General features: G+C 64.4%; 6 protein-coding genes and 1 pseudogene. 1 reads left to right on the top strand and 6 read right to left on the bottom strand.

The genetic code is table 11. The annotated features are described in order from the left end of the window. The coding region (locus VGD20_RS00935) for a DnaB-like helicase C-terminal domain-containing protein (RefSeq protein ID WP_331132654.1) at positions 1–844 on the top strand (844 nt) is incomplete at its 5' end. 84 nt (positions 845–928) lie between these two features. Here VGD20_RS00935 and VGD20_RS00940 read toward each other — a convergent pair. The 6 genes and pseudogenes from VGD20_RS00940 to astD all read right to left on the bottom strand — a co-directional run. Further along, on the bottom strand, positions 929–1,714 hold the full coding sequence (locus VGD20_RS00940) for a phosphoadenylyl-sulfate reductase (protein WP_331132655.1): 786 nt from the start codon (positions 1,712–1,714) through the stop codon (positions 929–931). Further along, on the bottom strand, positions 1,707–2,135 hold the full coding sequence (locus tag VGD20_RS00945) for a DUF934 domain-containing protein (RefSeq protein WP_331132656.1): 429 nt from the start codon (positions 2,133–2,135) through the stop codon (positions 1,707–1,709). The genes VGD20_RS00940 and VGD20_RS00945 overlap by 8 nt, the downstream gene beginning before the upstream one ends. Continuing rightward, complete coding sequence (locus VGD20_RS00950) at positions 2,128–3,762, bottom strand: nitrite/sulfite reductase (RefSeq protein ID WP_331132657.1); 1,635 nt, start codon at positions 3,760–3,762, stop codon at positions 2,128–2,130. The genes VGD20_RS00945 and VGD20_RS00950 overlap by 8 nt, the downstream gene beginning before the upstream one ends. Position 3,763: 1 nt before the next feature. Further along, positions 3,764–4,060 carry a DUF2849 domain-containing protein gene (locus tag VGD20_RS00955; protein ID WP_331132658.1) on the bottom strand — a complete coding sequence of 99 codons (297 nt, stop codon included), beginning with the start codon at positions 4,058–4,060 and terminating at the stop codon, positions 3,764–3,766. Further along, a complete protein-coding gene (cobA, locus tag VGD20_RS00960; RefSeq protein WP_331132659.1) occupies positions 4,048–4,845 on the bottom strand; it encodes a uroporphyrinogen-III C-methyltransferase in 798 nt (265 codons plus the stop codon). Before cobA ends, VGD20_RS00955 begins: the two co-directional genes overlap by 13 nt. A 159-nt stretch (positions 4,846–5,004) precedes the next feature. Beyond that, positions 5,005–5,212, bottom strand: a pseudogene (gene astD / locus VGD20_RS00965) (N-succinylglutamate 5-semialdehyde dehydrogenase); the annotation flags it as partial.

A 5,212-nucleotide genomic window follows, 5' to 3' on the forward strand; every position in this document is an offset into this window, starting at 1 on the left:
CCCCGGCATGGGCAAGACCTCGCTCGCGACCAATATCGCGTATAACGCCGCCGAACGCTTCCGCCGCGACGAGGACGACGGCATCCCACCCGAAAAGAATATGGGCGCGAAGGTCGCCTTCTTCAGCCTCGAAATGTCGGCCGACCAGCTCGCGACGCGCGTGCTCGCCGAACAGTCGGGTGTCTCGGGCGAGGCACTGCGCATGGGCAAGATCAGCAAGGAGCAGTTCCAGCAACTATCGCGCGCGGCGCAGCAGCTCCAGACCTTGCCCTTGTTCATCGACGATACGCCGGGCCTGACGATCGCCGGCCTGCGCACCCGCGCGCGGCGTTTGCAGCGACGTCATGGCATCGGCTTTATCATCGTCGACTATCTCCAGCTCTTGCAGGGCTCGTCGAAGAGCGGCGACAATCGCGTGCAGGAAATTTCCGAAATTTCGCGTGGTTTGAAGACGCTGGCGAAGGAACTTCATGTGCCTGTGATGGCGCTGTCGCAGCTCAGCCGTCAGGTCGAAAGCCGCGAGGACAAGCGCCCCCAGCTCTCCGACCTTCGTGAATCGGGTTCGATCGAGCAGGACGCCGACATGGTGCTCTTCGTGTTCCGCGAGGATTATTATGTCGCGGCGCGCGAGCCCAAACGCCCGGTCGAGGGCGACGATGTAAAGATCCATGCGCAGCATGAGGAATGGGCGGCCGAGATGGAGCGCGTCTTCGGCCTTGCCGAAGTGATCGTCGCGAAATCGCGCCACGGTTCGACCGGCAAGGTGCGTCTGCACTTCGAGGCGAAGACGACCAAGTTCAGCGACCTCGCCGACGACAGCATGGCGTTCGAGGATTATGAATAACCGTCATCCCGGCGAACGCCGGGGTCTCGCTATCGCGGAATTACGCCGCGTTGCGATCCCAGCTTTCGCTGGGATGATGAACAACTAGAACGCCGGGTCGTTCGCCGGATCGTCGCTGAGCGGTGTCACTTCGGTATGGATGCCGCATTCGGTCTTGTCCCAGCCGCGCCAGCGGCCCGAGCGCGGATCTTCGCCCGGCTTGACCTTCGACGTGCATGGCGAACAGCCGATCGACGGATAGCCTTCGGCCTCGAGCGGGTGGCGCGGCAGGTCGTGCTCGGCAAAATAGGCGTCGAGCTGTTCGCGCGTCCAGTTGGCGAGCGGGTTGAACTTCAGCCGGCCGGTGCTGCCGTCGAGTTCGAAGCGCGCGAGGCCCTGCCGCGTCGCCGACTGGAATCCCTTGCGCCCGGTAATCGAGGTATCGAAGTCGGCGAGCGCCTTTTCGAGCGGCTTGACCTTGCGGATTTCGCAGCAACCGTCGGGGTCGTACGACCAGCGCAGTTCGGTCGCGTCCTTCGCGGCGAGATCGTCGGCGTCGGGCGTCAGGTTGACGATGTTGAGCTTCAGCTTTGCGGCGAGTTCGTCGCGATAGGCGAGCGTTTCGGGGAAATGCTTGCCGGTATCGAGGAACAGCACGGGCATGTCGGGCGCCGCCTGCGTCACCAGATGCAGCAGCACCGCACTCTCGGCGCCGAAGCTTGAGACCATCCCGGTCTCGCCCAACAGGCCCGCACCGATCACGCTCGCGACGACTTCGGCGGCGTCCTGGCCGCGGAAGAGGTTGTTGAGGCGAATGACATCGGCCTGCGTGAAACGCGGTGCCACGTCGATCCGGTCGCGGGTGCGGGGAGAGGCCGTCACGTCAGCCATGCCTCAGCTTCCAGATCGGTACCGCATCGTCGGTCGCGTCCTGATAGACATTGCTGTAGCGGTTCAGCGCTGCCTCGACATCGACCGGATTCAGCACATGCTGCGACGCGAAGCTGTCGAAGCCGCAGCGGCGCATGAAGAAGAGGAGGTCGATCAACACGTCGCCCTCGGCGCGCAGTTCGCCCTTGTAGCCCGCCTCACGCAGGATACGCGCGCTCGAAAAGCCGCGGCCGTCGCGAAAACGGGGAAAGGCGATCTCGATCAGCTGGAGCTGGTCGAGGTACGGGATCAGCTGGCGCACGTCGTCGCCCGCCTCGACGCGCACGGCGCTGGCGCCGCCCGGCTGTTCGATGAAGCTGTCGAGCGTGATCGCCGGTTCTTCGTGCGGCGCGTCGTCGCGGTAACGAAAGGTATCAGCCATAGATGGCCTCCTTGAATGCATCGAGGCCAACGCGGCGATAGGTGTCGAGAAAACGCTCGCCGGGCTCGCGGATTTCGCGATAGCGCTCGACGGTGCGCTCGACCGCGTCGACGATGCCAGCTTCGTCGAAGCCGGGACCGGTGATCTTCGCCTGCGACGTATCCTCCGCGCCCGATCCGCCAAGCAGCAGCTGGTAGTTTTCCGTGCCCTTGCGGTCGACGCCGAGGATGCCGATCTGGCCCGCGTGGTGGTGACCGCAAGCGTTGATGCAGCCCGAGATCTTGATCTTCAGCTCGCCGATATCGCGCTGGCGGTCCATATCCTGGAACCGTTCTGCGATCTTCTGCGCGATCGGGATCGAGCGTGCATTGGCAAGGCTGCAATAGTCGAGCCCGGGGCATGCGATGATGTCGGTGATCAGGTCGAGGTTCGCATCGGCGAGGCCTGCCGCGTCGAGCGCCTGCCACACCGCGTAGAGATCGGCCTTGCGGACGTGCGGCAGGACGAGGTTCTGCGCATGTGTCGCGCGGACATCGTCGAAACTGTAGCGTTCGGCGAGGTCGGCAACCACGTCCATCTGCTCGGCGCTGATGTCGCCCGCGATGCCGCGGATCGGCTTCAGGCTGATGTTGGCGATCGCATAGCCCGGAGCCTTGTGCGCCACGACCTGCTGGTCGACCCAGAGCGCGAAGGCGGGGTCCGACCGGTCGATCTCTTCCGGCAATCCGGTCTCGAACGGTGGCGGCGTGAAATATTCGGCGATGCGGTCATATTCGGCCTGCGGGAAATCGGTGCCGAGCGCGAGGAAGGTCTGGAACTCCTCTTCGACCTGGCGGCGGAATTCCTCTTCGCCCAGTTCGTGGACGAGAATTTTCATTCGCTGCTTGTGGATATTGTCGCGCCGCGCGTGGAGGTTCCAGACGCGCAGGATCGCCTGCAGATAGGAGAAGATCTGCTGCGCGGGCAGAAATTCGCGGATCTGATGCGCGATGAACGGCGTGCGGCCCATGCCGCCGCCGGCATAGACCTCGAAGCCTTCCTCGCCCGCCTCGTTGCGCACAATGCGCAGCGCGCAGTCGTGCCAGCGCAGCGCGGCGCGATCTTCCTTCGACGAGATCACCGCGATCTTGAACTTGCGCGGCAGATAACTGAATTCGGGATGGAAGGTCGTCGCCTGACGCAGTAATTCGGCCCAGGGGCGCGGATCGCAAATCTCGTCGGCGGCGGCACCGGCATATTGGTCGGCCGAGATGTTGCGGATGCTTTCGCCGCTCGTCTGGATCGCGTGCATTTCGACCGTCGCGAGTTCGGCGAGGATATCGGGCGCTTCTTCCAGCTTGATCCAGTTATACTGGATATTCTGGCGCGTCGTGAAGTGGCCGTAACCGCGGTCATATTTGCGCGCGATATGCGCGAGCTTGCGCATCTGCTCGGAATTGAATGTGCCATAGGGAATGGCGACGCGGAGCATATAAGCGTGGAGCTGAAGATAGAGGCCGTTTTTCAGGCGCAACGGCTTGAACTGGTCATCGTTCAGCTGGCCTTCGATACGGCGGCGAGTCTGGTCGCGGAATTCCTCGACGCGGGCGTCGACCATGGCCTGGTCATATTTGTCGTAACGATACATGTCAGATCACCCAGTTGCCGACGTCGGGGTCGGCCGGTTTCAAGGTCAGGTCGGGACGCACGGTCGGGCCCAGGGCGCGGATGCGGTCCTTGATGTGCGCGGGACGCGGGCCGTCGGAGGTTGCTTCGGCTGCGATCAGCTGGCCGCCGTTCACGCGGCGCGCGGCCTCTTCCTCGGCGAGGATGCGCTCGCCGGCTTCGCCGACGTCGACCGAATCCTCGACATGGATCGACCAGTCCTGCCCGGTCCACCAGATGACAGCGCCCGTTTTCAGGTCGTTGCCCGTTAAAAGTCGCATGAAAATTCCCTTTTTGCAGCGGCGAGCGCGGGTGCGCCCAGGCAGTCCAATGCGTCGGCGCGTGCCGCGACGGCACCGACGATGATCAGGGCGGGGCTCTTGACCTCCTCGCGCGCGACGAGGTCGCCGAGGTCGGTGAGCAGCGTACGCAGTACGCGCACGTCGGCGGTCGTGCCGCGCTCGATCACCGCGACGGGCAGGTCGGGCGAGACGCCGTCGGCGATCAGCTTGTCGGCGATGGCGGTCGCGGTCGCGAGACCCATGTAGATGACGAGCGTGCGGCCGCGGCCCGCGAGGCCCGACCAGTCCTGATCGGTCAGATCCTTGCACTGGCCGGCGACGAAACTCACCGCACTGGCATCCGCACGGTGGGTGAGGGGAAGGCCCGCCTCTGCAGCGCAGCCCGCCGCGGCGGTGATGCCGGGGACGACTTCGCAGGCAACACCCGCTTCGCGCGCCGCGTCGAGTTCCTCGCCGCCGCGACCGAAAATGAACGGATCGCCTCCCTTCAGGCGCACGACTCGCTTGCCGGCGAGCGTTTCGCGGACCAGCAGGTCGTTGATCAACTCCTGCTTCATCGTATGGCGGCTGCGCTGCTTGGCGACGCTGATGCGCTCGATATGCGACGGGATCAGCGCGAGCACGCCTTCGCCGACGAGCCCGTCATGCACAACCAGATCGGCGCTTTCGAGCAGCCGCGCGGCGCGCAATGTCAGCAGGTCGGGGTCGCCGGGGCCGGCACCGACGAGCCAGAGCTTGCCCGCAGGAGGGAGAGTCTTTTCCATGCAGCGTAGATGATCGCGCGGGCCGCGATTGGCAAAGCAGGCTTTATTGACGCTGGTGAAGGTAAAATTGCCACCACCATTCTCGTCACCCCGGACTTGATCCGGGGTCCATGACTTCGCGGCCACAAAGGATGCCGGATCAGGTCCGGCATGACGAAATCAGAGATATTTCTTGGTCACCAGCTGCGACCCTTCAGGGTCGCGCAGCCCGACGCCGATCGAAGCGCGCATCGCGTCGCTTTCCGAACTGGCGACCGGATAGGCGCAATAGTCGGCGGCGTAGAACGCGCTCGGCCGGTGATTGCCCGACAGGCCGATACCGCCGAAGGGTGCGGCCGACGAAGCACCGTTGGTGGGCCGGTTCCAG

Source organism: Sphingopyxis sp., from assembly GCF_036402335.1.
GTDB lineage: Bacteria > Pseudomonadota > Alphaproteobacteria > Sphingomonadales > Sphingomonadaceae > Sphingopyxis.